Below are 26,818 nucleotides of genomic sequence, written 5' to 3' on the forward strand. Positions count from 1 at the left end.
CCTGTTCAGCAAGCTTTTTGCTGACGAAAGGCAAAGCATGTCTTGCCACCCGATAGAATGCTTGGTTCGGCGGGGCGTTAGCTCAGTTGGTTAGAGCAGGGGACTCATAATCCCTTGGTCGCAGGTTCGAGCCCTGCACGCCCTACCATCCGCCTTGAAGTAGCAAGCTGCCGCACGACAGCTGTGATTGGCCTCACCCGCTCATGTAAGTGACGAGTGCAGTTTGATCGCAGCACCATCGGTAGGCCAGGATAGGCCAAGTGAATTTTTCAAGAAATTTTCTTGGCTGCGTAATCCGGTAAAAAATGCGTGCTATACTTCATGGCTTCGCGGCTGTAGCTCAGTTGGATAGAGTACTTGGCTACGAACCAAGGGGTCGTGGGTTCGAATCCTGCCAGCCGCACCATATGGGAAGCCTTGCAAACCAAAAGTTTGCAAGGCTTTTTCATTTGTGGAATCAGATCGCTCGGTGAGCTGGCCAAGGGACTTAGGCTTGACTCGCTGCACGTGCTCAATCCAGGCCACCGCGGCTCCTTCAATTAGCAGACACCCACGCTGCAGTACAGTTTGGCTCAGGCACCTACCAAGCCAGTGCCCTACACGGAGCCCCTCATGAATCGTCTCACGCAAAGCCACGACGTCGGCACCACCCATACCCCCCTGATCGAAGCGCCCATCGGCCGACACTTCGAAGCCATGGCGGCACGCTTTCCAGCCCGTGAGGCGCTGGTGTCGCGTCACCAGGGCGTCCGCTTCACCTACGCCGAACTCGACCGCGAAGCCAATCGCCTGGCCAGCGCACTGATCCGCGCCGGTCTTGCCAAGGGCGAGCGGGTCGGGATCTGGGCGCACAACAGCAGCGAGTGGCTGCTGATGCAGATCGCCACCGCCAAAGTAGGCATCGTGCTGGTGAACATCAATCCAGCCTACCGCGTGACCGAGTTGGAATATGCGCTCAACAAGGTCGGCTGCAAGATGCTGGTCACCATGACGGCCTTCAAGACCAGTGATTACCTCGCGATCGTGAACGACCTCGCGCCTGAACTGGCGAGCGCCACGCCCGGCGAGCTCAATGCCGTACGGGCACCTGCGCTCAAGACAGTGGTACAACTCGGCACAGCGCCGCAGCCCGGCATGCTGAGCTTCGCTGACCTGATGGCAACTGGCGATCCCGCAGACCCGGAAGTGGCCAGGATCGGTGCCACGCTCGATGCCAATGAACCAATCAATATCCAGTTCACCAGCGGTACCACCGGCTTCCCCAAGGGCGCCACGCTGACTCACCGCAACATCCTGAACAACGGTTTCTTCATCGGCGAATGTATGAAGCTGACCGAGCACGACCGCCTGTGCATTCCCGTGCCGCTCTACCATTGCTTCGGTATGGTGCTGGGCAACCTGGCCTGCCTCACGCACGGTTCGGCCATTGTCTATCCCAACGACGGTTTCGATCCCCTCACGGTGCTCGAGACGGTGCAGGCAGAAAAATGCACCGGCCTGCATGGTGTGCCGACCATGTTCATCGCCGAGCTGGCCCACCCGCGCTTCAAGGAATTCGATCTATCGAGCTTGCGCACCGGCATCATGGCGGGATCGCCCTGCCCAATCGAAGTCATGAAGCAGGTGGTCGAGCTGATGCACATGGATGAAGTCACGATCGCCTACGGCATGACCGAGACCAGCCCCGTCAGTTGCCAGAGCACCACGGAGACACCGCTGGAAAAGCGCGTTTCCACCGTAGGGCTCGTGCAGCCGCATATCGAAATCAAGGTGATCGACCCCGGCACTGGCAGTGTGGTTCCAACCGGAGAAACCGGCGAGTTGTGCACCAAGGGCTATTCGGTGATGCAGGGCTACTGGGGCGATGAAGAAAAGACCCGCGAAGCCATCGATGACGAAGGCTGGATGCACACCGGTGATCTCGCCACGATGGACGCCGAGGGCTATGTCAACATCGTCGGACGCATCAAGGACATGGTCATTCGCGGAGGCGAAAATATTTATCCGCGTGAGATCGAGGAATTCCTCTACCGCCATCCGGCGGTGTCGGACGTGCAGGTCATCGGCGTACCCGACAGCAAATACGGCGAGGAGTTATGCGCCTGGATCATCCTCAAGAACGGGCAGCAGGCCACAGCCGAGGAAATCCGCGCGTTCTGCCAGGGCAAGATCGCCCACTATAAGGTGCCGCGCTACGTCCGCTTCGTTGAATCATTCCCGATGACCATCACCGGGAAGATCCAGAAATTTGTGATGCGCGACCTCACCAAGCAGGCACTCAACCTGCAGGAAGACAAAACCGCCTGAGAATGCGTTCACGATCTCAAGATGAGATCCGCAGCTTGACGAGCCCCGTGGCAAGCACGGTGCCGCAGATTACGATGGCGCCGCACAGGAGCATCTGGAGCGTCACAGCCTCACCCAGCAGCACGGCGCCGTAGATGATGGCAAATACGGGAATGGTGAAGGTAACCGTCAGCGCGCGCGCCGGACCCAGTTGCTCGATCAGGCGAAAGTACAGAACGTAGGCCACGCCGGTGCAGATCGCGCCGAGCGCCAGCATGGAACTCCAGGCAGTGAGGCTGGGCATTTCCGCTGGCATGAGCCAGAGCGCGGGTAGCGCCAGACCCAAGGCTGCTCCGATCTGGCTGCCGGCGGCCGATGTCAGCGGCGGCACGCCGGTGAGGTATTTGCGCGTGAAACTGGCGGCCACCGCGTAGCTGAGGGTGGCAAGAAGGCAGGCCAGCACAGCCCACCCGGTAGCGATGCCCGATGCGTTGGGTTTGAAGCTGGCCTTGTCCCAGGCCAGCATGGCCACGCCGATGAAACCGATGGCCAGGCCGATCAGGCGTGAACGCCCGGGCGGCTCGTTCAGCCAGGCCCACGCGACCAGGGCTCCGAACAGGGGTACCGTGGCATTCAGAATCGATGAGAGGCCGGTGCTGATATGCAGCAGCGCGAAACTGAAGCAGGCGAACGGTATGGCTGAATTGAGCAGTCCACACACGAACACGGGCCGCCAATGCTTTTTAAGCGCCGGCCATTGGCCGCGCGCCACCATCAGGGGCAGCAGGCACAGCGCAGCCAGGGTAACGCGCACGGCAGCTGTCGGCATCGGGCCGAATTCCAGCGCCGCCTGGCGCATGAACATGAAAGAGGCGCCCCAGATAGCCGCCAGCAGCACATATTCCAGCGCGACCGTGGGTGTGAGGGCTGTTGGCGTGGCGGCGGCGGGTGTCATGGCGAGCGAGTATGCGCCAGTCCGCGAGAGAAGACTGAAGCCGCATTGATGATAAGTAGGGGCGGATTTCATGCGCGGCAGCCATCAATGGGTGATTTCGGGGCGCCGAGAAGTCTTTCGGGGCTGCCTACAATCCCGCATTACGCTAATTGAGCCTCAATGGCCGTATCCCATGCTCCTGCAAGCTTCCATTTTCAAGGCCTACGACATCCGTGGCACCACGCCGACCACATTGAACGATTCAGTGGCGGAGGCGCTGGGCCGCGCCTTTGGTACGAAGGCCCTGGCCTTGGGCGAGCGCACGGTGGCTGTCGGCCGAGACGGCCGGCTCTCTGGGCCGAATCTGAGTGCGGCCCTGGTGCGCGGGCTGGTCGCAGCCGGCGTACAGGTGATCGACATCGGCATGGTCACGACGCCGATGCTCTATTTTGCGGCCAGCACCCTTTGCAATAGCGGCATCCAGGTCACGGGCAGCCACAACCCCCGCGACGACAATGGTTTCAAGATGGTGCTGGGCGGGCGTGCCATCTATGGCGATGATATCCAGGCGCTGCGGCAAATGATGGAGGCCGAAGATTGGCGCCTTCAAGATGGCGGGAGCGTGCGGCAGCACGACGTCCTGCCCGATTACCAGGCACGCATCATCGGTGATATTCGTTTGGCGCGGCCCATGAAGATCGTGGTCGACGCGGGCAACGGGGTGGCTGGCGCCAGCGCTCCGGCCATCCTGCGGGCCGTTGGCTGCGAAGTGACTGAGCTTTTTTGCGAGGTGGACGGCAGTTTCCCCAATCACCACCCCGATCCCAGCAAGCCCGACAACCTGCGCGATGTCATCGCCGCGCTGCAGGCAAGCGATGCGGAATTGGGCCTGGCATTCGACGGCGATGGCGACCGGCTGGGCATTGTGACCAAGGACGGCCACAACATTTTTCCCGATCGGCAGATGATGCTGTTCGCGCAGGATGTACTGTCTCGCGTGCCGGGCGGTACGATTTTGTTCGACGTCAAATGCACCCAGCGCCTGGGGCCTGCCATTGCGGCCGCCGGCGGAGTGCCCATGATGTATCGCACCGGCCATTCGCTCATCAAGGCGAAGATGAAGGAAGTCAGTGCGCCCCTGGGGGGCGAGATGAGCGGCCATATCTTCTTCAAGGAGCGCTGGTTCGGTTTCGATGACGGCACTTATGCCGGATGCCGTCTGCTCGAGATCCTGAGCCGCCATGCTGATCCCAGTGCCGTGCTGAACGCGCTGCCGGCCAGCTTTTCCACGCCTGAGCTCAATGTGGCTTGCGCGGAGGGCGAGCCGCACCGCCTGGCTTCCGAGTTGCAGGGATTGGCCGATGGCGCTTTCACGGCGCCGGCCGAGGTGAGCACCATTGACGGCCTGCGCGTCGATTGGCCGGATGGCTTTGGGCTGATCCGCGCCAGTAACACCACGCCCATGCTGGTGCTGCGCTTCGAAGGACACACGCCGGACGCCCTGAAGCGGATTGAAGGCGAGATGCTGGCCTTGCTGCGGCGGGTCAAGCCGGATGCGCAGATCGGTGCGTCGGCACATTGAATTCGATTTAGCGCCTGGCTACCCCGTGCTTCACGCCGCCTATAACCTGGCAACTTGGCTGGCGCAGCCCTGCTGCGCCGCAAGCTGGCACGCCGAGCGGCGGCGGAGCCTGGCTATGGCGCGCATGTGGAAGAGCGCTTTGGCCGGTATGAGGCGGCACGGCCGGAAGGCGGTGGGCCGCTGGTGTGGATTCATGCCGTGTCGCTGGGCGAGACGCGCGCCGCTTCCATCCTGGTGACCGCATTGAGGGAGCGCCTGCCGGACATGCGCTTGCTGCTTACGCACGGGACCGCCACCGGGCGCGCCGAAGGCGCGAAACTGCTGCGGCCTGGCGATGTCCAGGTTTGGCAGCCCTGGGATACACGCCGTGCGGTAGGGCGTTTTCTGGATCACTTCCGCCCCGATGCGGGCGTGCTGATGGAAACCGAGATTTGGCCCAATCTCATTTTGGAGAGCGCCGCTCGCGGCCTTCCGCTGGCGCTGGCCAACGCAAGGCTCTCGGAGAAGTCGCTTCGCGCCGCCAAGCGCGGTGGCGGCCTGATGAAGCCGGCTTACGGGGCTCTGGCTGCCGCGTGGGCGCAAACCGGTGATGATGCCGCGCGCTTGCTGGCTATAGGCGCCAAAAGCGTGGAGGTGCTCGGAAACCTGAAATTTGATGCCCAGCCTGATCAGGCCCCGCTGGCACGGGGCATGGCCTGGCGTGCGGCAAGCTCGCGGCCGGTGGTTATGCTGGCCAGCTCACGGGAAGGCGAGGAGGCTGAGTTTCTCAGGCAGATTCAGAAGCCGGACGTTGCGGAAGGGGGACGGCAGGCCGCCGCGATTCAATGGCTTATCGTTCCCCGCCATCCACAGCGCTTCGGCGAAGTGGCTGCACTGATTCGTGCCAGCGGCCTGAGTTTGAGCTGCCGTTCCACGTGGGGGAGGGGGCTCCGCCGTTGGCTGACGTATGGCTGGGGGACAGCCTGGGCGAAATGGCCGCCTATTACGCGCTTGCCGATGCCGCTCTGCTTGGAGGCAGCTTCGAGCCGCTGGGCGGGCAGAACCTCATTGAAGCAGCCGCTTGCGGTTGTCCCGTACTGATGGGGCCGCATACCTTCAATTTTTCAGAGGCCGCCCGCCTGGCCGAAAGCGCGGGCGCTGCACGGCGTGTGGCTGATTTGCCGGAGGGCATTTCTGCCGCGCGTGCTTTAGTGCACGATGCTGATGCGGTAGCGGAGATGAGACGGCATGCGTTGGTGTTTGCAGGCGCACACCGGGGGGCAGCCGGGCGCATGGCAGATGCCCTGGCCGGACTGATTGGTCACACGGCTCGGTATTTGTAAAAGTGAATTTATCTTTTATTTATATTGGTTTAGGGCCTTGGGTTATCCCTAGGATATCTTTGGGACGGCTTCAAATTGCAACAAAGATTTGATATCGTGTAGTCTTTCTTAGACAGAGCGCGTCGTAACGGGTAGGCTCTGGCCAACTAACTGGAGTAGACGCCACCGTGCTTCGTTTTTTTCTGATATTTCTCGCTGTTCAAGCCACGCTGTTTGGCGTAGAGATGCTGCAACCAGTGCAGCAGGCGGTGGTGGATCCCTGGACCGGACTGGTGGCGAAGGGAAGCGCCATCGTGGTCCATATGTTCGACCCTTCGGTGATCTCCTACGGCCGTGTCCTGCAAAGCGCGAAAACCGGATTCGGCGTTTCCATTGAACCAGGCTGCAACGGCGTGGAAGCCACCATCGTGCTGGTGGCGGCCATGCTGGCGTTTCCTTCCAGCTGGAAGATGAAGGCCTGGGGTATCGGCCTGGGTTTTATCGCCGTTCAGTTCGTGAACCTGCTGCGCGTGGTGAGCCTGTTCTTCCTTGGCCAATGGAACTTCGAGGTATTCGAGTTCGCTCACCTGTACATGTGGCAGGCATTGATCATGCTCGACGTGCTGGTGGTGTGGCTGCTCTGGATGAGAGTAGTCGCCAAGCGTGATCGCACAACCGGCACGGCGGCGGCGTAATGCGGGCCACACTGATAGGCCGCTTCCTGCTGTTCGCGGTGTTGGGCCTGATAGTTCTGCTGCCGCTATGGTACTGGGCAGCCCCTTGGTTGGCGGCACTGCCAATCTGGGTGGCCGGCACGGTGATGAAGGCGATTTTCCCGTGGGTCGACAGCTTTGAGCACCAAGGCGTGAAAGCGATCCTGGTCACGCTGGTGCAGGTGCGCATGAAGGGGCCGCAGGGCGATGTATTCGGCGAACTGGTGCCTGAGGTGAGCTATCCTACCTATGGGTATGGCCTGGTGCTGTTGTGGGCCATGTTGATCGCCTCGCATCCGCGCCGCTGGTGGCTGAAGGGGTTGATCGGCACCTTGCTGCTGGTGCCTGCGCAGGCCTGGTGCATCTGCTTCCAATGGCTGCGCGACGTGGTGGTGCTTTCAGGTCCTTCCGGTGCGGCTTACCTGAAATACCCTTCCTGGGCCAACGAGGTGGTCGTTTATGGCTACCAGTTCGGCTTCCTGATGCTCACGCCGGTGGCTCCTATTTTGCTTTGGCTGATGTTCGACAAGCGCTTCGTGGCCGCGCTCTGGCTGGAGGCCGCTTTGGCAGATAAACCTGAGCCTGCCCGCGAGAAGGCGCGAATGCATTGAGGCGCAAGACGGGGTTCCAGGACACCGGGCAGATATGAGGAGTGTGGGCGTTTAGACCACCAAGGCTCCTCCATCGGCGATAAGCGTCTGACCGGTCACGAAGGATGCCGCATCGGACATGAGGAAGGCCGCGACTCCGGCAATGTCCTCGGGTTGCCCGAGTCGGCGCAGAGGCAAGGATTCGCGTGTGAACCGCATGAGCGCCTCATCTGCCAGCAAAGCCGCGGCCATGCGGGTTTCGACCAGTCCGGGTGCGATGCAGTTCACGCGGATGTTGGCGGGCCCCCATTCGACGGCCAGATTCCGAGCGAGCTGGACATCCGCTGCCTTGGAGATCCCATAAGCGCCAATGGTCGAGGACCCTTTGAAGCCGGCGATCGATGAGATGATGACGATGCTTCCTCCACCCAGTTGCTGCATATCGTCCTTGACGAGCTTTGCCAGTTGGACATTGCTCAGCACATTGTTGCGGTAGATCTTCAGGTGCGTCTCGTCGTCGAGAGTGTCGATGGAGCCATAGTGGGGGTTTGTCGCCGCGTTGCAAACAATACCGTGCACAGGGCCGTACGCTTCACGTGTCTTCGCGACCAGCATCGCGAGATCTTCCGGTCTGGAGATGCTCGCACGAACAGCGATCGCCCGTCCACCTTGCGCCTGGATAGACGACGCGACTTCCTGGCATGGCTCCAGGTTCCGGCTCGAAACGCAGACCTTGGCTCCGCGGTAGGCCAACTGCTCTGCCGTGGCCTTCCCGATGCCACGGCTCGATCCCGTGACGATAATGGTCTTGCCGCTCAAGTCGAAGAGGTCTTTCATCTCAGTGCTCCTCAGTATGAAGCCGTTGAACAGGGGGCAGCTCGTACAGGCCATTCAAGATGTCTGCTCGGGGCAAATAGGCGCGCAGACATAAGTAGAAATCGTTTTGGGGGGCAGGCAGCCAGTTGCTTTCTTCTCTCGTAGCCGGACGGCGGTGGCTGATGAGGATGCGCAGCCCCCCGTGTTCGTCCAGCGACAGTCCCGGGGTTCTATCTCCGATGGCATAGCGGTCGATAGGGTTGTCGATCAGGCGGCCGGTAGCGCTTTCGTAGATCGTGAGAGACCAGAATGCGTCGACGGGCGGAAGCGCACCCGGAGCGAATTGCAAGGCATAGCGCTGGCGCCCGTGCAAGCGCTGCCCCTTGCCGTCGTGCCAGGTCATGCGGTATACGGCTTCTTTGCTTTCGACCATCCCGATGTACTGCTGTGAGATGTGAGCGCGCAGATGGATGTCGTCACCAAAAGACTGTCCAAGTCTCGGAAGGTACTCCCAATGGGTGGTGCCGCGCCGCGCGCAGGGTGTTTTCAGGAATTGACGGACGGCTTGAAGCACGGGCTCCAACTGCTCAATCTGTTCGTGCGAGGGAGTGAGCCCAGCGCCGATTCCAAGCGTTGCGAACGAAGGCAGCCGCTCGGCGTTCAGGTTTTGATCGCCCGCCATCTCTTGTAGCGCTGCGTTGACTTGGGTGCTGAAGTGGCGCGCATCGAGCGGTGCGCCGAGGTCACAGTCGGGGCTGAATTGGGCTGGTGCGTTCTGCTGATCTCCGAATGGGCGTATCTGAAGACCGTCTTGCAGCTTGTGCACGGCGGGCAGGTCCGAGGGGCTGGTCACGAGGATGCGGCCAATGATCCAGACCCAGCGGCTTGGAGCGCGGACATGCTCGCCTGCCCAATGAGGGGGCGTTCCGGCTGTTTCGCCCGGTCCTGATACGAGGACCGATTTTGCACCGCCCGGCAAGAGCCGCGAACCGAGGTGGGCGATGGGGTTGGTCAGAGAGTCCATCAAACCCAGAACGTGGTATCTGTCGCCCATGTCCGGGATATCGATCACCAGCGGTCCCGACGCAAGATCCAGCCAGGCGACGGAGTAGAGCGTGTCATTGTTCGGCATGACGATCTTGCTGACTCCCGGGCGGATGAGTTCGCGGCGGTGGGCGAACACGTTGCACCAGTTCTTTCCCTCTGCGGCGCTGCCTATCCCCGGCAAGGTGGGGTAGCTCGTCGAGGCTCGCGCACGCCGGAGTTCATACACCGGCCAAAGGCGGATGATGGCTTCGCGTGCCAGGTCGTGCATCGGGGAAAGAGGGGCGCTTGGGGTGTGTGGCATGCCGATCCTTTTCGATCCTTTTGTTTTGTCGCGGAAATCCGGACAGGAAGTTCAGGCCACTGTAGGCGGTATCCGTAGGCCGGGTGTTCATGTTTGGAACTACCCCTGGCTCGCCCTCTGCTCAGGTGATTTCTGGCGCATGCTGGCCTTCATGGCGCGGCCAGATCCCGCAAACCTGAACACGAGCCCGCTCTGTGGCGGCGAGTGGCGGCCTTCCCCACGAGGGCCGCGCTATCCAAAGCTGAACATCCCGGCTGCGTATTCCCGATAAAGTTTCCTCATCCGGCCTGCCACGGGCCTCGTGCCTCTCCGGCCTTCCATTCCTCCAGCGCCTCAGCTCCTTTTCATGTCGACTTTCACCCATCCGCACAACCAGGTACCGGATCTCGCCGGATACAACCTGTTCGCCAGTGACCCAGTTCTGCGCACGGCTGTTCTCAGGGGTGGTGCCGCTTGGCGCGAGCCGGAGCTTTTGCGGCAAGGCGCGGAGTACGGTAGCGATGCGATGCTGCGAACCGCCGAAGACGCCGAGCACTACCAGCCCGAGCTGCAGACCCATTCCGCGAGTGGAGAGCGTATTGACTTCGTCAAATTCCATCCCGCCTGGCACGAGGCCATGCGGGTCGCGCGCCACAACGGCATGACGAACCTGCCTTACGCCGACAGCCGGCCGTCGGCGTGGGTCGGGTACGGGGCGACCCTGTATATGCACAGCCAGATCGAGCCCGGTTCGACATGCCCGAGCACGATGACCAAGGCCAGCATTCCCGTCTTGCAGCGCAATCCAGCGCTGCTGGATGCGCTGTGGGTCAAGCTGGTGGATACACGGCACGACCCGCGGGACATGCCGGTGGCCCAGAAGCATTCGATGACTCTGGGCATGGGCATGACGGAGAAGCAGGGCGGCAGCGACGTCCGCACCAACATCACGCATGCCGCGCGCATCGGCTCCGGCCCATGGGGTGAGGAGTACGAGATCTCCGGGCACAAGTGGTTTTTCTCCGCGCCCATGTGTGACGCGCACCTGGTACTGGCCAAAAGCGATGACCGAGGTGCCTCTTGCTTTTATGTTCCCCGCTGGCGGCCTGATGGCACCAAGAATCCCATCCATATCCAGCGCCTGAAGGATAAGGTCGGCAACCGGTCGAACTCCAGCAGCGAAGTCGAGTTCCATGGCGCATGGGGCGTTCTCCTGGGTGAGGAGGGGCGTGGTATTCCCACGATCATTGAGATGGCGACGTTCACGCGGCTCGACAACGTCCTGTCCAGCGCTGGTTTCATCCGCCGTGCATTTGCGCAGGCGTTGCACTATGCGGGAAATCGCCAGGCTTTCGGCCGGGTGTTGGCCGACCAGCCGGCAATGGCCGAACTGCTGGGGGATATGGCCCTGGAGACGCAGGCTGCGACGCTCATGGCTTTTGAACTCGCGAACCGGTTCGGTAGCCCGGCGCCGCTCGACCAGGCCTGGAGGCGGTTCGTGACGCCCATGGCCAAGTTCTGGGTGTGCAAGCGCGCGGTGGCGATCTCCGCCGAAGCCATGGAGGTTTTCGGCGGAAACGGCTATGTGGAAACGGGGCCCATGGGGCGGCTCTTTCGCGAGGCGCCGGTCAATTCGATCTGGGAAGGCTCAGGCAACGTCATGTGCCTGGACGTGCTGCGTGCCGTCTCGCGAAACCCCGGCGATGCGCAATTGGTGCTCGATTATCTTGCCGACGTGGCAGCCGGCGAACCGGCCGTACTCTCGAAAATTCGCGCGTTGCGCGAAACATTGCTCCGCCCTGGCGCTGATCTGGAACGCCAGGCACGGCGCATCACGCAGCAGTTGGCCCTGTGCGTGCAGGCGGCGTTGATGCTGCAACACGCCAGTCCGGCCGCGGCGGCGGCCTTCATCAGCAGCCGATTTGATCCGGATTGGGGCGTGGTCGTGGGGGTTTCAGCCGGTACGCAAGACATACCGGCTTTGCTTGCCGAGACTTGGGTTGAAACGCGAGCGCAATACCATGACTGACCTCGTCACACTCCTTGACCAGCATGCGCGCACGCAGCCTGATCGCGAGGCTCTGCGCGCCCAGGGACATGCCTGGACTTACCGCCAATTGGCGGAGGCGACGGCCCGTGCCGCTGGGGCGCTGAAGGCGCGGGGCATCGGTCCCGGCGATCGTGTCGCCTTGCTGTGCTTCAACACGCCAGGTTTTGTTTTTGCATTGTTTGGCGCCTGGCGGCTTGGTGCCACTGTGGTTCCAGTCAATCACAAGTTGCAGGCACCAGAGATCGAGTACATGCTCAGCCACAGCAAGGCCCGACTGTGCATTTTTGACTCGGCTCTGCGGGCAACGGTGGCAAACGTGCGCAAAGAGGTGCGGGCAGAAGTGCAATGGCTGGCAACCGAGCAGGCGGCTGACGCAGGAGAAGGGCCGGACACCGCCACGCCGTCTTTCGACGGCTTGCTTGCGGAATCTCAAGCTCTCCAAGGAGGGCAGCCAAGTCAGGATGGTTTGGCTGAAATCCTCTATACCTCGGGGACGACAGGCAGGCCCAAGGGATGCATGCACAGCCACCGGAACGTGTTCATGAGTGCCATCGCGGTTTCCGTCGCGATGTCGCTGACCCGCGCGGATCGGACCCTGATCGCCATGCCGATCTGGCATTCCTCGCCGTTGAACAATTGGTTGCTGGGAACCTTGCTGGTGGGCGGTACCGTCGTGCTGCAGCGGGAGTACGCCCCCGTGAGCTTCGTGGAAACACTTGCCGCAGAGCGGATTACCTTCACTTTCGGTGCGCCCATTGCGTTCCTGGCACCGCTTTCCGCCGTCGAGAACATCTCCCGTTATGACTTGAGCCGCATGCGGGTTTGGGCGTATGGAGGCGGCCCGCTGGGAGCGGATATGGCACGCAAACTCATTGAAGCCTACCGGAGCGAGAATTTTGTGCAGGTCTACGGGATGACCGAGGCCGGGCCGCTGGGTTCCAGCCTTCACGCGGAAGATGCCATCACCAAGGCCGGCTCGATCGGATGCAGCGGTACCCCGGGCGTCGTTCTGGAGGTCCGTCATCCTGATGGGCGCCTTTGCGGGGCGGGGGAGGTCGGGGAAATCCATTTGCGCTCGCCTGCCATGATGCAAGGCTATCTCGACGATCCTGTGGCCACCGGCCAGGCGTTTGATGCGGAGGGCTGGTATCGCAGCGGCGATCTGGCTCGGTTGGACGAGGATGGCTACATGTATGTGGTTGACCGCCTGAAGGACATGATCGTGACCGGCGGCGAGAACGTCTATTCCAAGGAGGTCGAAGATGCCATCTCGGCGCACCCTGATGTTCAGGATGTTGCTGTCGTAGGCCAGCCGCATCCGGAATGGGGCGAGACAGTCACGGCGCTGCTGGTGGCGCGGCCGGGCAGAAAGCTGGACGAATCCGCCATGCAAGCGTTTTTGTCCGCGCGTCTGGCGCGCTACAAGATTCCTCGCATCTTCCAGGTTCGCGACGCCTTGCCGCGCACACCGACAGGCAAGCTTCTCAAGCATGTGCTGCGCGCCGAAGCCCATCCTGAAACCACGCCTGTACAGACTGGGCAGCCGGACGTCACCACATGACCAAATCCATCAAGCCCCGGCGCAAGCCATCTCAGTCGCGAGCCTGGATGACTGCCAGCGCGATCCAGGATGCGTTTCTTATCAGCCTGGTAGAGAACGGGTATGAGCGAGTCTCGATGCGGGACATCGCCAACGTCGCCGGCGTAGGCCTGGGGACGCTGTATCTGTACTTCCCGAACAAGGAATCCATCGCGGCAGTCACTCTGCGCGGATGGCTGCGGAGCCTCGCCAGCGACATCGAGGCGGCCGTGGGTGCTGTCGCGGGCCAGACGTTGCGCGGCATGGCTGATGCCATGGTGGCGGCGGATCTGGAGCGGATGTATCAGGCCCCCGAGCAGTGGCGGGTGTTGCTGCTCCTTGAGCGGCGCATCACGGAGCCTGCCGTGTATCAGGAGATGTTCCAGTATTTCGTCGGCAAGCTGGCTGACGGTTTCTCCGCCGCCGAGGATTTACCACCCGATGTGGACCCGCGGCCTTTGGCGTTTGTGGCCTTCTCGACCATGAACGGCATTATCCGGGACACCATGCAGGTCCTGGATGTGATGCCGGACCGCGACATGCTGCTGAGGGTCGTCCAGGGGGCGGTGTGGGGAAGCATCGCCTCGATGCTGGGGCACGAAAACACGGTCAGCGCGCAAGTCCGTCCGCTGCGCCGCCGCTGACGCTGGCTTTCCATACGACCGCGATTGATCGCAGATTTGATCACCGCTTCTTTCTGATCCACCAATGTTCCCCATTTCATACGTGACGCCTGTTCACGACATCCAGTTCGTCTTGCATGATCTTCTTGGGGCCGGGGGCGCCCTGCAGGCACTTGCCCCGGCGAGCGGGATCACACGCCCGGATATCGATGGCTTGATGCAGGAACTGGCGGAGTTCGCCGAAACCACTCTCGCGCCGCTCAACACCGTCGGGGATCAGGTGGGATGCAGCCTGAACGGCGCGGAAGTGGCTACACCTCCAGGGTTCAAAGAGGCCTACAGTGCGTTTTGCGAGAGAGGATGGGCAGGGCTGACCGCCTCGGAAGACCACGGTGGACGTGCTCTTCCGACTGTTGTCGCCAATCTGGTGACTGAGATCTTCGGCTCGGCCAATCATTCCTGGCTGATGTACAGCAGCATGTCGCGAGGCGCCTACGAGTGCATCCGTGCCAATGGCACGCCTGAACAGCAGGCGCGCTATCTTCCTTGGCTGGCTTCCGGGCGATGGACAGGCAGCATGTGCATCACGGAAGAAGACGCGGGCACGGATGTCGGGCTCATCAAGACCCGCGCGGTTGCAGCGGCTGACGGCAGCTACCGCCTTTCAGGCCTGAAGCGCATGGCCACCAATGCCGAACACGATCTTTCCAGCAACATCCTGCACTTGGTTCTGGCAAGAATCGAAGGCGCACCGGCCGGCTCAAAGGGCTTGTCATTGTTCGTGGTGCCCAAGTTCCTTCCTGGCGCTGATGGCAAGGAGCTGCGCAACGCCGTCGTGTGCGAGTCCCTGGAAGACAAGATGGGTATCCGGGGAACACCGACATGCCGGATGCGCTTCGATGGCGCGGCCGGTGAACTGATCGGACGGCCTCATCTCGGCCTGGCCGCCATGTTCGTCATGATGAACGTGGCCCGGCTGGGAACGGGAATGCAGGGCGTGAATCAAGGCGAGCGCGCTTTGCAGCTGTCCAGAGCCTATGCACGTACCCGAAAACAGGGCCGCGCGGCCAACCCGGGCCTGAACACTGGCGCACAGCCCGATCCATTGATGGCCCATGCTGATGTCCGGCGCATGCTGCTCACGCAAAAGGCCTGGGTCGAAGGGGGGCGTGCCTTTGCTTACTGGATTGCGCTCCTGGTTGACTGTGCGCAGGCACACGCGACCCCTGAAGGGCGGCGTGAAGCCACCGACCTGGTGGCGTTGCTGACACCGGTCCTCAAAGCCTTCGTGACGGACAACGGCTACGTTTGCGCAACCCTCGGGCAGCAGGTTCTCGGCGGCGTGGGATATCTGCGCGAGAGCGGCGCTTCCCAGTTCATTGCCGATGTGCGTGTGGGGCAGATCTATGAGGGGGCCAACGGTATTCAGGGCATGGACCTGCTGGGCCGCAAGGTGCTTGGTGATCGCGGCGAGCGCCTGGAGCGCATGCTGGCTTTGGTGGAGAGCAGTTGCAAGGCCGCCGAACCGGTGGGGGTACTGGCACCAATGGCCAGGGCGACCAGCGAACTCGCGGTCATGCTGCGTGACCTTACCAAGGTGCTGCTCCCGCGCTGCGACCAGGATGCCAACACGGTGGGCGCGGCAGCAGCGAGCTATCTGCGGCTGGTTGGCCATCTTGTGCATGCCTGGCTCTGGCTCAGGATGGCAGAACGCTCTTGGCAGGAGGCTGCTTCAAGTTCGTTCCATCGGGCCAAGCTCGCTACCGCGCAGTTCTATTTCGATCATCTCTACCCAGAGGTCCATCACTTGCTCGCGGTGGCGAAGGCGCCCGCAGGTTCGGTGATGGGTCTCCCGGCTGAAGACTTTTAATCCTCGAGGCTACAAAGACATGAAGGAATTCAAGGGGCGTACTGCGCTCATTACCGGTGCGGGTTCAGGCTTGGGTGCCGCCATCGCAGACGTCGGCGCTTCCCTTGGCATGCGGCTGGTACTTGCGGACATCGACAACGAGGCGTTGCAGGCTGTTGGCAGCCGGTTGGCCGCTCATACGGAGGTGACCACGTTTCGATGCGATGTGGCCGATAGCGCGTCTGTAAAGGCTCTGTCGGCGCATGCCGTGCAGAAATTTGGCGCTGTTCATCTGCTGTTCAACAACGCCGGGGTTGGCGGTGGCGGCGGCTTTGCCTGGGAAAGCCGCCTCGAGGACTGGCAATGGGGTTTGGGCGTCAACTTGTGGGGCGTGATCCACGGCATTCACCATGTCGTGCCCACGATGGTGGAGGCCGCGCTCGCCGATCCCAGCTACGAGGGACATGTGATCAACACATCATCGATGGCGGGTTTTTCAATCCGCCCATCATGGCGGTCTACAACGCGAGCAAGCAAGCGGTGACCGCCATCTCCGAGACGCTGCACCACGACCTGGATATCGCGGGCCTTCCGATCCACTGCTCGGTTCTTTCCCCTTTCTTCGTGTCCACCAACATCGATCAAAGCGAGCGGCACCGGCCCATGGATTTGCAGGTTCATTCGGAGCCAACGTCCTCCCAGCAGAAGTTCAAGCAGCAGTCAAAGGCTGGCATGGGCAGCGGCCGTGTGAGTGCCGAGGACGTCGCCAAGCTCACGTTCGAGGCGATTCGCGAAGAGCGCTTCTACATCTTTCCGCACCCCCGGATGCTGCAGTCTGTGGAGCAGCGCATGAACGCCATCGTGCACCAACTGCCGCCCGTGGAGCCGTTCGCCTACCGTCCGGAGATTTACCAGGCGCTCAAGGAAGAGTTGTCTTACGCCAAGCGGGCAGCCGAGATGGGTTGAGGGGCCGGGCGGATTTCCATACCAGACAGGAGACATGCATGACACAGAAAAAGATTCAACACACACTCACGGAAGATGATGCCTTCGAAATCGGCGTCGAGGCTTGGACGTACCTGTTTCCCCTTGTTTTGATGGAGCTCACACGGCGCGTCATGACGAACGTGACGGCGCCGGAAAGCCTGACGCTGCGTTCACCCATGGGTACCTTCGCCCATGGCACCCAGTTTCCCGACGCGAGCTTCAAGGATGTCGTGCGTCCGAATGTCGATACGCTGTATTCCATGCTCTGGTTCGATGTGGGGGCCGAACCATTGATCGTCTCCACGCCCGAATGCGAACAGCGCTACCACGTGCTGCCGCTCATGGACATGTGGACCGACGTGTTTGCCAGCGTCGGCACGCACTCCACAGGGGGCGCGGGAGGCGATTTTGCGATCATCGGGCCCCGCTGGAAAGGGCCGTTGCCGAAAGGTGTCCAGGCGCTGCGCAGCCCAACCGACGTGGGCTGGATTCTCGGCCGCGTGCAGGCCAATGGTGAAGCGAACTTCGAAGCCGTGCGGGACGTGCAGCGCCGCATCCAGTCAACGCCGCTTTCCGGCTTCGGCAAGCCTGCCACCGGCTCCCGCGGGCGTGTAGACCCGGCGGTGGATATGGTGACGCCTCCGATTGTGCAGGCAGAGTCCTTGCCGGCCGCCGATTTCTTCGCGCTCGCCGCCCAATTGATGAAACGCAATCCCCCGCACGCTTCCGATGGCTCGATGCTGTTCAGGCTGGCTCGGCTCGGTCTTGTCGCGGGAGAGGATTTTGACTTGGCGGGCGCGCCTTCCGTTGTTCAGGCCACCCTGACGCCTGCCATGGCCGAGGCCAGGACACGCATGCTGGAGCGCGGGATGACTCGGCGTTTGCACCGGGACGGTTGGGTACTGCCTGCCGTTCTTGGCGTGTACGGCAACGAGTACCTCTCGCGCGCGCTCACGGCCTATCGCGGCTTGGGCGCGCTGCCGCCGACAGAGGCGCTTTACCCGACCGCGTTGGCGGATGCGCAGGGAAGGCCGCTGCACGGCAGCCAGCGGTACCAGCTTCGTTTCGCCGCTGGCATGCTGCCACCCGCAGGCGCCTTCTGGTCGGTGACGATATATGGCGAAGACCATTTTCTCGTGGCGAATCCGTTGAACCGCTTCGCGATCGGAAACCGGGACGCGCTCAAATTCAACCCGGATGGATCCCTGGTCATATACATCCAGCATGAGCCGCCGGGTGGTGAGCTCGATGCCAACTGGTTGCCGTCGCCGAAGGGGGCCTTCACCTTGCAGTTGCGCGTCTATGCACCTCAATCACAGGCTTTGGACGGACGTTGGAACGCATCCGCGGTTCAACGCGTGTCCTGACCACATTCACTCAGTCGATTCATACGGAACCCATGGAGACAAATATGGCACGTTTCACTACCCGCCGGCATACGCTGCTCGCAGTCGGCGCAGGCCTTGCTTTGACGCTCGGCATCCCGCCGGCGAAGGCGGACACGAACTGGCCGAGCAAGCCGGTGCGCATCATTGTCAACCTGGCCGCGGGGGCGGGACCGACATGATCGGCCGGCAGCTTGCGGTATCGCTCAGCAAGGTCATCGGCCAGCCCGTCGTGGTGGAGAACCGGGTCGGGGCTGGCGGCAATATCGGCGCTGACTACGTGGCAAAGTCGGCCCCCGATGGCTACACCTTCCTCCTGACGGCCCCGGCACCCATTGCGCAGGCCATGGCAGTGTACAAGGAGCTTCCGTATAACCCCCAGACAGATCTGCGCCTGGTCAGCGATGTTGCTTTGCCGCGTGTGGTCTGCGCGGTGAGCCCGAAGATCCCTGCGCGCAACGCGCATGAACTCATTGCCTGGGCGAAAGCCCATCCGGGGAAGCTTTCGGCGGGTTCGTGGGGCGTTGGCACCCAATCCATGGTGGTGCCGGCGTTCTTCGACAAGGCCTATGGAACGCAAATCATCAACGTAGGCTACAAAGGCGAATCGCAGGCGATCAACGATCTCCTGGGCGGCCAAATCGGCATGGTCTGCGGTACGGTGTCGGCGCTCAAGCCTCATATCGCCAATGGGGCCCTGCGGGCCATCGCGACCATTGGCGAGACAAGAAGCTCCAATTTGCCTGATGTTCCGACCTTCGCGGAAAGCGGCTTCAAAGACGATGTATTGCTGGTGACGGGGCCGATTTCGCTGCTCGCACCCGCCAAAACGCCATCGGCCATTGTGGACAAGATCGGCCGGGAAACTGCCAAGATTACAAAAAGTCCGGAGATGAAGGCGCAGATCGAAGGCATTGGCATGGAGCCCATGGGCAACCTTCCCGCAGAGGCTGCCGCAGGCTATAGCGCGCGCCTGCCGGTATTGCTTCGCTCCATCCGTGACGCGGGCGTCAAGCCTGAGTAGACGGGCCGTCTTCAGGCGCTAGTTCTGCAGCATTTGATTGATCGGCATGAGATCGTCCGCGGTGAGTACGCCGCTGGCTTGCTTCAACCGTAGCAGGCCCACCAGCACGTCGTAGCGTGCCTTGGCCAGATCACGTTTGGTTTGATAGAGCTGGCTTTGCGCGTTCAGCACGTCAATGTTGATGCGCACGCCCACTTTGTAGCCCAGCAAGTTGGCTTCCAGTGCCGTCTGGCTTGAGTGTTCAGCGGCTTCCAGCGCCTTGACTTGTCCCAGGCCGGATTGCACACCAAAGAAGGCTGCCCGCGTCGACTGGGCAACGGTGCGTTGCGCACCCTCCAGGTCAGCTCTCGCCTTGTCTTCCAGTGAGAGCGTCTCCCGGATACGGTTTTGCACTGAAAAGCCGGCAAACAGCGGCCAATTCATCACCACGCCGATGCCGGTGGTGCGGTTGCTGTAGCTGGCTGAAGGTGCGCTGGTGAGCGTGGGGTTGCCTTCAGGGTAGCGGGTGAGGCCCACACTGGCTTGCAGGTCGATCGTGGGCAAGTGGCCGGTCTTGGCCTTGGCGGTTTCCAGCCGCGCGACATCGAGCGCCAACCGGCCCTGTTGTAAGGCCGGGTGCTGCCCGATCGCCTGGTCGACCCAGGTATTGACGTCGGCCGGCGTCAGCGCAGGAAGCTGGATGGGCTGCGCCAGAGGCCGTGGCAGGGCGCCGGTGCGGCCCACCAATTGATCGAGCGCCAACTGCTTCACATGAAGATCGTTTTCCGCGGCGATCTCCTGCGCGCGGGCCAGATCGAAACGCGCCTGGGCTTCGCGGCTGTCGGTAATGGTGGCATTGCCAACATCGAAGTTGCGTTTGGCGGCTTCGAGCTGCTCGGCAACCGATGCCTTCAGTGCGCGCACGAACGTGAGCGAATCCTGCGCGCCCAGCACGTCGAAATACGCCTGGCTCAGGCGAACGATCAGATCCTGGTTGGAGGCATCGAGCTGCTGGCGGGCAGCCTCGGCTTGCTTCCGCCCCTGATCCCTGGTGATAAGGTTGGCTGGCCGGTAGATGGGCTGTGAACCGACGAGCGAGCCATTCAAGGCATTGAAGGCGCGATCGGCGGAGGCTGGGCCGACAGTGGTTTCGGTCCAACTGCGGTTAGCACTGGCTTGCAAGCCTACCTGCGGCAAAAGACCTGCCTGGGCTTGATCGGCGCGGGCGGCGCTGGCTTCGGCCTGGGCGCGCGCTGACTGCAGCGTGGCGTCGAAACCGGAGGCCGCGTTGTAAAGCTCGATCAGCGATTGCGCATGGGCTGCTTGGCCGCCGAGCAGGGATGCGCACAGAATGCCAGCGCACCCCAAAAGCGGAAACCGGCTGAAGGGTTCGCGCATCCGGAAAGCCTCAGGCAGAACCAGGATCAGGCTTAGTAGCGCGGTACGGTTGGGTCAACCTGCCGCGACCAGGCGTCAATGCCTCCTGCGACGTTGACCACATTCGCGAAGCCCTGCCGCGCCAGGAACACCGCCACCTGCATGCTGCGTGCGCCGTGGTGGCAGAGTACCGCTGTAGGGCGGTCGGGGTCGAGCTCGGCCAGCCGTGAAGGGATGGTCTGCATGGACATCTGCAGCAGATCCGCACCGAGAGGGCGCACACTGGCGGCTTGCCATTCGACGGGCTCGCGGACATCGAGCAGCAAAGGCTCACCCTGAGCGCGGACGGCGTCGAACCAGGCGGAGAGTGCGTCCGGATTGATTTGCTCGATCATGAAGGGCTGCGGCTTGTTTTAGAAATGGAACCGCACTGGCTCGGGGAAATGGAGCAGCCGCGGGGCGACGATGTCCCAGGGCTGAGTACTGACCCAGCCTTGGCCTTCCGCGCGGCGCACCAGGGTGGCGCGCATCATCGGCTCATCGCCCACGACTGCCATCAGCCGGCCGCCGGGCTTGAGTTGCTCCAGCAAAGCCTCGGGCAACTGGGCGACCGAGCCGGACAGCAAAATCACATCGAACGGCCCATCGGCGGCCAGATTGGCCTGCGCGCCATCGGCCACGCGCACTTCGACGTTCATGACGCCGGCGCGCTGCAGGTTGGCTTGCGCCGTGGCAGCCAGCGCCGCATCGATTTCCAGCGACAGCACGCGCTGAGCGCGATGGCCCAGCAGCGCGGCCATGAAGCCGGAACCAGTGCCGATCTCCAGCACTTTTTCGTGCTTTTGCACGTTCAGATCCTGCAGCATGCGAGCTTCCACGCGCGGCGCCAGCATGACCTGGCCGCGGGCGATGGAGGCTTCGTCGTCCTTCAGCGGGATTTCCAGGTCGGCAAAGGCCAGGGCGCGGTGCGCCGGCGGCACGAAGTCCTCGCGCCGCACCACGGACAGCAGATCCAGCACATGGGCGTCGAGCACGTCCCAGGGACGGATCTGTTGCTCGATCATGTTGAAGCGGGCCTGTTCCAAGTTCATCGCGATTCCAAGAGGAGTTGGGGGCAAACCGGTCATTTTACCGGTTAGGAAGGGGCTTCGGGCCAGTGCGCTTTTGCCCAAGGCGTTTCAGCCAATTGGCCAGATCGTCAAGATAGCAGTACACCACCGGCACCACCACCAGCGTCAGCAAGGAGGAGGTAATGACGCCGCCGATCACCGCCTGGCCCATGGGGGCGCGCTGCTCGGCGCCTTCGCTGGCGGCAAAGGCCAGCGGCAGCATGCCGAAGACCATGGCGAGCGTGGTCATCAGAATGGGGCGCAGCCGCACCCGGGCCGCCATCAGCAGGGCTTCGCTGCGCGGCAACGGATCAGTCCGCTCGCCCATTTCACCCACGTCGCCGGCGCGCGCCCGGATGGCGAAGTCGACCAGCAGAATCGCGTTCTTGGTGACCAGGCCCATCAGCATGACGATGCCGATGATCGAGAACATCGACATGGCGGTGCCGAACAGCATCAGCGCCAGTACCACGCCGATCAGCGTCATCGGCAGGGCGGTCATCAGGGCCACGGGCTGCAGGAAGCTCTTGAACTGGCTGGCCAGGATCATGTAGATGAAGATGATTGCCATCGCCAGCGCCTGTACCGCATAGCTGAACGATTCCTGCATGTTCTTGGTGGAGCCCCCGAACTGGTAGCGGTAGCCGGGCGCGAAGGCCGTGGCGTCCAGCACGGTGCGGATGTCGCCGGAAACCTCGCCGGCCGTGCGGCCGTGCACGTTGGCCGTGATCTGCACCTCGCGCATCATGTCGCGCCGGTTGATCTGGTTGGTGCCGGTGTTCTCGCGCAGGTTGGCCACCTGGTTGAGCCGTACCACGCGGGCTGTGCCGTCCGCATTCGTGCCGATGGTGAGCGGCAGCCTTTCCAGATCCTGCGGCGTGGTGCGCGCCTCGGGTGCCAGCCGCACGTTCACGTCATAGGTCTGGTCATCGGGCGCGCGCCAGTTGCCAACGGTTTGTCCCGCGACCAGCGTGCGCAGGGGCCCGGAGAGCTGGGCCAGGCTCACGCCAAGTTCGGAGGCCGCTTCGCGCTTGACCTGCACGTCGACCGTAGGTTTGTTGGGCTTCACGCTCGAATCCAGATCGACGAGCCCCGGAATGCCCCGCAGCTTGGCCAGCACGGGGCCGGCAAGGCGTTCCAGCTCGTCCTGGTCGGGCCCTTGCAATGAAAATTCAATCTGCTTTTGCCCGCCCACCGGTTCCAGCAGGCCAGCCTGTGTCACCGTGATGCCAGGTACCTGCCGCAGGCGCTCGCGCAGCGCCGCGGCGATCTGCTCGGCGCTGCGCTGGCGCTGATGGCGGTCGGTCAGGCGCACATAGATGCTGGCGTTGGTCTTGCCCTGCGCGGCACCCGTATTCAGGGTGGCCAGCGTGTAGCGCACCTCGGGAAAGCTCTGGATGATCTCCGACACCTGGCGAGCCTTGGCTTCGGTGGCTTCCAATGACGAGCCCTGGGGGGTGTAGAAGGCCACCGTGGTTTCGGAGAAATCGGCCTTGGGTACGAACTCGGTGCCGAGCAGGGGCACCATCAGCACGCTGCCCGCAAAAATGGCCCCGGCCAGCACCAGGGTGGTCAGCTTGTGGGCCAGCGCCCAACGCAGAATGCGCTGGTAGAAGACCGCCAGGCGGTCGGTGGAGCGGTCGAACCAGCCCGTGACACGGCCGATGGTCTTGTCGTAGAAGTTTCTGGGAGCCCCTTGAGGTTGCCCGTGCCCGTGGGTGCTCGGGTCGCCCCACACGCTGGAGAGCATCGGGTCGAGCGTGAAGCTCACGAACATCGAGATCAGCACCGCGGCCACGATGGTGAGGCCGAACTCGTGAAAGAACTTCCCGATGATGCCGCCCATGAACCCGATCGGCAGAAACACCGCCACGATCGAGAGAGTGGTGGCCAGCACCGCCAGGCCGATCTCCTGGGTGCCTTCCATGGCGGCTGTGAAGGGATTCTTGCCCATCTGGGCATGGCGCACGATGTTTTCGCGCACCACGATCGCGTCGTCGATCAGCAGGCCCACGCACAGGCTCAGCGCCATCAGCGTGATCATGTTCAGGGTGAAGCCGAACGCCTGCATGAAAAAGAAGGTGCCGATGATCGAGATCGGCAGCGTCAGCCCGGTGATGACAGTGGAACGCCACGAGTTGAGGAACAGGAACACGATCAGCACCGTCAGCACGGCGCCTTCGATCAGGGTCTGCCGCACGTTTTCCACGGCCACCCGAATGGGCCGCGAAGCATCGCTGATCGGTTCCAGCCGTACGCCGGGAGGCATTTCCCGCTGCAGGGCGGTCACGGCCTGGTTGAGACCGTCCACTACGCGAATGGTGTTTTCGTCCTGAGCCTTCTGCACCGACAGCAGCAGGGTGCGCTGGCCTTTATAGAGGGCCAGGGTTTCAAGCTCCTGGGCGCCGTCGTGCACTTCGGCCACCTGATTCAGGAAGATCGGCGAATTGCCCCCGGGCTGCCCTGCGGCCGCACCCCGGCGTGCCACGATGATGCGGCCGAAATCCTCCGGCCGCTGCATGCGGCCGTCAAGCTGCACCGTGATTTCCTGGGCCGTGGAGCGCAAGGCGCCGAGCGGGAGATCCTGGTTTTCGCCACGCACGGCGGCGGCGACCTGATCGGCCGTGACCCCGAACGATTCCATGGCGCGCGGGTTCAGGTAGATGTTGATCTCGCGCTTGGAGCCGCCTACGATGCTGACCGCGCCCACGCCGCGCACGTTTTCCAGGCGCTTCTTGAGCACCTGATCGGCCCAGTTGGTGAGTTCGATGGAGGAGGGCGCGCGCTGGCCCTCCTTGGCGTCGGGCAGCACGGCCAATGACCAGATGGCGCGGCTGGCTGGGTCGAAGCGCAGCACGCGGGGCTCTTTCACCTCGTCCCGCAGCAGCGGCCTCACCTGGCCGATTTTTTCGCGCACGTCGTCGGCGGCCTTGCGGCCCTCGATGTGCAGCTGGAACTCGATGATGACCACCGAGAGCCCTTCAGAGCTGCGGGAGGTCAGGGCGTTGATGCCGGCGATCGAGTTGACGCTCTCCTCGATCTTCTTGGTGACTTCGCTCTCGATGATCGCGGGTGAAGCCCCGGGGTAGTCCGTGGTGACGACCACGACCGGGAAGTCAACGTTCGGGAACTGATCGACCTGCAGGCGCTGCAGCGCGAACAGGCCCAGCACCACGAACGCCAGCATCACCATGGTGGCAAACACGGGGTTTTTGAGGCTGACCTTGGTGAACCACATGAAGGCGACTCAATCCTGTGAGGACACGCCGGCGGCCAGGCGTACAACCGTGCCTTCGCGTAGCGCCCCGGCTGCCCCCCGCAGCACCAGGGCGCCTTCGGCCACGCCCTTGACGGCTACCACCGTCTCTCCGCCCACTGCGCCGCGCGCGCCGGTTTCCACCGTGTGGTGGACGATGTGTCCGTTTTCAACCGCTTGCACGTAGGGCAGGGGCTTGTCGGTACGCACGGCGGAAAGCGGCACGGCCAGCGCGGTTTGGCGCTCGGTTGCCAGCAGTCCTTGGGCGAACAGGCCCTGGCGGAGGCCGGGGGTCGGTTGCACGGACAGATAGATGAGCACGCTTCGGCTGCCGGCCTGGGTGGCCGGGTTGATGCGTGCCACCGTGGCCGTCACGGGCTGCGCCGCACCCTCGATCGTCAGGCTGGCGGTCTGGCCTACGCGTACGGCCACCGAGTCAGCGGGGCTCAAGGCGGCCTCCAGCTCCAGTTGGCTCAAATCCACGATCTCCACGATACGTGCCTCGGGGGCTACACGCTCCCCAGGCTGCGCCAGGCGCTGCGAGATCTGTCCGCTGATCGGCGCGCGAAGCACCGCGTCGGCCACCGATTTGCGGGCCACGTCCGCGGCGGCGAGGGCGGCGCGGTGGCTGGCCTTGTTGGCGTTCAGGTTGGCCAGCGAAGTGTCCAGCGCGGTCTGGGAGATGAACCCCTGCTTGACCAGCGCCGCGTTGTTGTCGTACTGGCGCTGAGCGATGTCCACCTGAGCGCGGGCGGCATCGGCCTGCTGCTCGGCCTGGCGTACCCTGTTGGGGTATTCGCTGGACTCGATACGGGCGATCACCTGGCCGGCGGACACCTTGTCGCCCTCGCGGACGGTCAAGCCTTGCAGCTCGCCGGAGACGCGCGCTTTCACCACCGCACTGCTCACGGCTTTCAGCGTGCCCGATACCGGCACACCCGCGCTGATGTCCTGTATGCGCGCCTTGGCCATATCCACGGCCGACAGCTCGATTTCAGGCTCCTTGACGATGGCCGTCTGTTCCTGCTGTTTGGCCATTTTCCGAGCCGACCAACCGCGCCAGCCCAGCACGGCGACGATCAGCACCGTAGCTGCCACCAGCAGCCAACCTGTGCGCCGCTTCATATATTGGAGATCCTCAGCGAATGCGAGATGGCCCGATTATCAGGGTTCCCGAAGAGGGTTCCCCGGTGTCATCAGGCTCCCACATAATGCTCGCCATGACTGCTCCCAACTTTGGCCTCATCGTCATCGGCGATGAAATTCTTTCCGGCAGGCGCACCGACAAGCACCTGCCCAAGCTGATCGAACTGCTGGGAGAACGCGGCCTGCGCCTTGGTTGGGCCGAGTACGTGGGCGATGAGCGCGACCGCATCACCGCGGCGCTCAAGAAAGCATTTGCTTCCAGCGACGTGGTGTTCAGCACCGGGGGAATCGGTGCCACCCCCGATGACCATACGCGCCAGTGCGCCGCTGCGGCGCTGAACGTGCCGCTGGTGCTGCATCCTGAGGCCAAGGCGCTGATCCACGAGCGCGGGCAAGATACCGCCCGCGAGAAAGGCTTGACCTATGACCCGGACAGGCCAGACAACCAGCACCGGCTCAACATGGGGGTGTTTCCCGCCGGTGCGCGCATCATTCCGAACCCCTACAACAAGATTCCCGGCTTCAGCTGCAACGGCCCCGGTGGCGGCACCGTCCATTTCACCCCGGATTTCCCGTCATGGCCTGGCCCATGATGGCATGGGCGCTGGATACGTATTACGCCAGCTGGTTCGGCAAGGGCGATTGGCAGGAAAGGTCTGTCATCATCTTTGGCGCCATGGAAGCCGCGCTGACGCCGATCATGGAGCGGGTAGAGGCTGCCCATCCGCAAGTGAAGGTGTTCAGTTTGCCCAGTGTGGATCATCCCGAATACGGTGCGCACATCGATCTGGGTGTCAAGGGGCCGGTCGAGGCCGTAGGCCCTGCCTATGCCGATCTGCGGGAGTGGCTGGTGCCTTTCGGGCTGCGCTATGGAAAAGAGATTGTTTCCTGATGTGCACCAATAC

The 26,818-nt window shown here is 62.8% G+C and carries 19 protein-coding genes, 2 tRNA genes and 3 pseudogenes; 16 read left to right on the forward strand and 8 right to left on the reverse strand.

The genetic code is table 11. The features are described from left to right. Positions 1-71: 71 nt before the first annotated feature. The 3 genes from WJU18_RS11840 (at position 72) to WJU18_RS11850 (ending at position 2,307) form a co-directional block, all read left to right on the forward strand. Positions 72-148 (forward strand) — tRNA-Ile (locus WJU18_RS11840). 181 nt (positions 149-329) lie between these two features. Continuing rightward, a tRNA-Arg gene (locus WJU18_RS11845) sits at positions 330-406 on the forward strand. 206 nt (positions 407-612) lie between these two features. Continuing rightward, positions 613-2,307 (forward strand): AMP-binding protein, encoded by a 1,695-nt coding sequence (locus WJU18_RS11850; protein ID WP_423460247.1) that lies wholly within the window; start codon positions 613-615, stop codon positions 2,305-2,307. A gap of 16 nt (positions 2,308-2,323) precedes the next feature. Here the strand turns inward: WJU18_RS11850 and WJU18_RS11855 are convergent, their stop codons facing one another. Then, entirely contained in the window at positions 2,324-3,241 is a 918-nt protein-coding gene (locus WJU18_RS11855; protein ID WP_423460248.1) for a DMT family transporter, read from the reverse strand. A gap of 172 nt (positions 3,242-3,413) precedes the next feature. Here WJU18_RS11855 and WJU18_RS11860 point away from each other — a divergent pair, with 172 nt between their 5' ends. The 4 genes and pseudogenes from WJU18_RS11860 (at position 3,414) to WJU18_RS11875 (ending at position 7,427) form a co-directional block, all read left to right on the forward strand. Next, positions 3,414-4,802: a phosphomannomutase/phosphoglucomutase gene (locus WJU18_RS11860; protein WP_423460249.1), complete on the forward strand. Its 1,389-nt coding sequence runs from the start codon at positions 3,414-3,416 to the stop codon at positions 4,800-4,802. 25 nt (positions 4,803-4,827) lie between these two features. Beyond that, positions 4,828-6,124 (forward strand): annotated as a pseudogene (locus WJU18_RS11865) (3-deoxy-D-manno-octulosonic acid transferase). A gap of 167 nt (positions 6,125-6,291) precedes the next feature. Further along, a complete protein-coding gene (gene xrtH / locus WJU18_RS11870; RefSeq protein WP_423460250.1) occupies positions 6,292-6,798 on the forward strand; it encodes an exosortase H in 507 nt (168 codons plus the stop codon). Continuing rightward, positions 6,798-7,427, forward strand: coding sequence for an exosortase H-associated membrane protein (locus WJU18_RS11875; protein WP_423460251.1), 630 nt, complete (start codon positions 6,798-6,800; stop codon positions 7,425-7,427). Before xrtH ends, WJU18_RS11875 begins: the two co-directional genes overlap by 1 nt. A gap of 51 nt (positions 7,428-7,478) precedes the next feature. On the opposite strand, the gene WJU18_RS11880 is transcribed toward WJU18_RS11875, so the two are convergent. Together WJU18_RS11880 and WJU18_RS11885 are read right to left on the reverse strand one after the other, a co-directional pair. Beyond that, positions 7,479-8,243 carry an SDR family NAD(P)-dependent oxidoreductase gene (locus WJU18_RS11880; protein ID WP_423460252.1) on the reverse strand — a complete coding sequence of 255 codons (765 nt, stop codon included), beginning with the start codon at positions 8,241-8,243 and terminating at the stop codon, positions 7,479-7,481. Position 8,244: 1 nt separating this feature from the next. Beyond that, the gene (locus tag WJU18_RS11885; protein ID WP_423460253.1) at positions 8,245-9,570 is read right to left on the reverse strand and encodes a DUF1254 domain-containing protein; all 1,326 of its coding nucleotides are present in this window, start codon (positions 9,568-9,570) and stop codon (positions 8,245-8,247) included. Positions 9,571-9,916: 346 nt separating this feature from the next. Here WJU18_RS11885 and WJU18_RS11890 point away from each other — a divergent pair, with 346 nt between their 5' ends. The 8 genes and pseudogenes from WJU18_RS11890 to WJU18_RS11925 all read left to right on the forward strand — a co-directional run bounded on the left by WJU18_RS11890 (position 9,917) and on the right by WJU18_RS11925 (position 19,046). Continuing rightward, positions 9,917-11,578 carry an acyl-CoA dehydrogenase family protein gene (locus tag WJU18_RS11890; RefSeq protein WP_423460254.1) on the forward strand — a complete coding sequence of 554 codons (1,662 nt, stop codon included), beginning with the start codon at positions 9,917-9,919 and terminating at the stop codon, positions 11,576-11,578. Then, entirely contained in the window at positions 11,571-13,160 is a 1,590-nt protein-coding gene (locus tag WJU18_RS11895) for a class I adenylate-forming enzyme family protein (protein ID WP_423460255.1), read from the forward strand. The genes WJU18_RS11890 and WJU18_RS11895 overlap by 8 nt, the downstream gene beginning before the upstream one ends. Then, the gene (locus WJU18_RS11900; RefSeq protein ID WP_423460256.1) at positions 13,157-13,822 is read left to right on the forward strand and encodes a TetR/AcrR family transcriptional regulator; all 666 of its coding nucleotides are present in this window, start codon (positions 13,157-13,159) and stop codon (positions 13,820-13,822) included. The genes WJU18_RS11895 and WJU18_RS11900 overlap by 4 nt, the downstream gene beginning before the upstream one ends. Before the next feature lie 64 nt (positions 13,823-13,886). Beyond that, positions 13,887-15,671 carry an acyl-CoA dehydrogenase gene (locus WJU18_RS11905; RefSeq protein ID WP_423460257.1) on the forward strand — a complete coding sequence of 595 codons (1,785 nt, stop codon included), beginning with the start codon at positions 13,887-13,889 and terminating at the stop codon, positions 15,669-15,671. A gap of 19 nt (positions 15,672-15,690) precedes the next feature. After that, positions 15,691-16,616: pseudogene (locus WJU18_RS11910) on the forward strand (SDR family NAD(P)-dependent oxidoreductase). Between the two features lie 38 nt (positions 16,617-16,654). After that, a complete protein-coding gene (locus WJU18_RS11915) occupies positions 16,655-18,004 on the forward strand; it encodes a DUF1254 domain-containing protein (protein WP_423460258.1) in 1,350 nt (449 codons plus the stop codon). A 44-nt stretch (positions 18,005-18,048) separates the two neighbouring features. After that, on the forward strand, positions 18,049-18,204 hold the full coding sequence (locus tag WJU18_RS11920; protein ID WP_423460259.1) for a hypothetical protein: 156 nt from the start codon (positions 18,049-18,051) through the stop codon (positions 18,202-18,204). Then, positions 18,201-19,046 (forward strand): Bug family tripartite tricarboxylate transporter substrate binding protein, encoded by an 846-nt coding sequence (locus WJU18_RS11925; RefSeq protein ID WP_423460260.1) that lies wholly within the window; start codon positions 18,201-18,203, stop codon positions 19,044-19,046. Before WJU18_RS11920 ends, WJU18_RS11925 begins: the two co-directional genes overlap by 4 nt. 18 nt (positions 19,047-19,064) lie before the next feature. Here the strand turns inward: WJU18_RS11925 and WJU18_RS11930 are convergent, their stop codons facing one another. From WJU18_RS11930 to WJU18_RS11950, 5 genes are read right to left on the reverse strand one after another with little or no spacing between them, the layout of a single operon-like run. After that, the gene (locus WJU18_RS11930) at positions 19,065-20,423 is read right to left on the reverse strand and encodes a TolC family outer membrane protein (RefSeq protein ID WP_423460261.1); all 1,359 of its coding nucleotides are present in this window, start codon (positions 20,421-20,423) and stop codon (positions 19,065-19,067) included. A 32-nt stretch (positions 20,424-20,455) separates the two neighbouring features. Beyond that, positions 20,456-20,797, reverse strand: a complete 342-nt coding sequence (locus tag WJU18_RS11935; protein ID WP_423460262.1) for a rhodanese-like domain-containing protein — start codon at positions 20,795-20,797, stop codon at positions 20,456-20,458. 18 nt (positions 20,798-20,815) lie between these two features. After that, positions 20,816-21,493: a protein-L-isoaspartate O-methyltransferase family protein gene (locus WJU18_RS11940; protein ID WP_423460263.1), complete on the reverse strand. Its 678-nt coding sequence runs from the start codon at positions 21,491-21,493 to the stop codon at positions 20,816-20,818. A gap of 37 nt (positions 21,494-21,530) precedes the next feature. Beyond that, positions 21,531-24,749, reverse strand: a complete 3,219-nt coding sequence (locus WJU18_RS11945; RefSeq protein WP_423460264.1) for an efflux RND transporter permease subunit — start codon at positions 24,747-24,749, stop codon at positions 21,531-21,533. A 9-nt stretch (positions 24,750-24,758) separates the two neighbouring features. After that, on the reverse strand, positions 24,759-25,892 hold the full coding sequence (locus WJU18_RS11950) for an efflux RND transporter periplasmic adaptor subunit (RefSeq protein WP_423460265.1): 1,134 nt from the start codon (positions 25,890-25,892) through the stop codon (positions 24,759-24,761). Positions 25,893-25,987: 95 nt separating this feature from the next. Here WJU18_RS11950 and WJU18_RS11955 point away from each other — a divergent pair. Beyond that, a pseudogene (locus WJU18_RS11955) lies at positions 25,988-26,805 on the forward strand (competence/damage-inducible protein A). Positions 26,806-26,818: the final 13 nt, after the last annotated feature.

The sequence above is a fragment of the Ottowia sp. VDI28 genome (genome assembly GCF_049532675.1).
Lineage (GTDB): Bacteria > Pseudomonadota > Gammaproteobacteria > Burkholderiales > Burkholderiaceae_C > Ottowia.